Genomic DNA, 649 nt, shown 5'->3' with positions numbered 1-649 from the left:
CACAGCCGTTGCCCGCTGCACGATCTTGTCCTCGAGGGCCGCGATCGCCAGCGGGCGCTGCCGTCCGTCCGGCTTTGGGATGTAGACCCGCCGCGACGGCTGCGGCCGGTACGCTCCCCGGTGGACACGGGCATGCAGATCCTCAAGGTTGGCCTTGAGATCTTGCTCATAGTCCCGCCACGTCACCCCGTCCGTGCCCGGCGCGGCATGCTTCTTCAACGCGAAGAACTCCGCCTCGAGCAGGTCGGGATCGATGTGGTGAAGCAGCGCGGTGAACCTCTCCTTCTTCCTTTCCCTTGCAGTTCGTCGTATGCGCTCCAGCGCCTGTGTCACGCTCGTCCGGCTCGGCGTCCGGGTCGTGCTTTGCTGGTCCGCATTCCCCTTGGTCGCGGCCCTTCGCTCCACCAGCTCCTTTCGCAGATCGCTCTGCCTCGTTCGCCGGCTTCGCCGCTACTGTGGCCACGTCCGACTTCCCGCGTTCGTTCGTCATCGGCTTCGGCTCCTCGCCTTCCCGATGCAGACCGAAGGCGCATGCCGCCTGCGGTCGAATGCGGGACCTCCCAGGTTCCGGCGCGGTCCCTTACTGCGTGATGGGGTCTTCGACCACGGCAGAGCGTCAGCCCCTCGCATAACGGGACCGCACATGTTG

At 66.3% G+C, this 649-nt stretch carries 1 pseudogene; it reads right to left on the bottom strand.

Annotated features, from left to right (window positions below):
* Positions 1-405, bottom strand: a pseudogene (locus IVA82_RS48920) (hypothetical protein); the annotation flags it as partial.
* Positions 406-649 lie beyond the last annotated feature (244 nt).

The sequence above is a fragment of the Bradyrhizobium sp. 142 genome, assembly GCF_023074015.1.
Taxonomy (GTDB): domain Bacteria; phylum Pseudomonadota; class Alphaproteobacteria; order Rhizobiales; family Xanthobacteraceae; genus Bradyrhizobium.
This window is presented reverse-complemented; position numbering and strand designations above follow the sequence as displayed.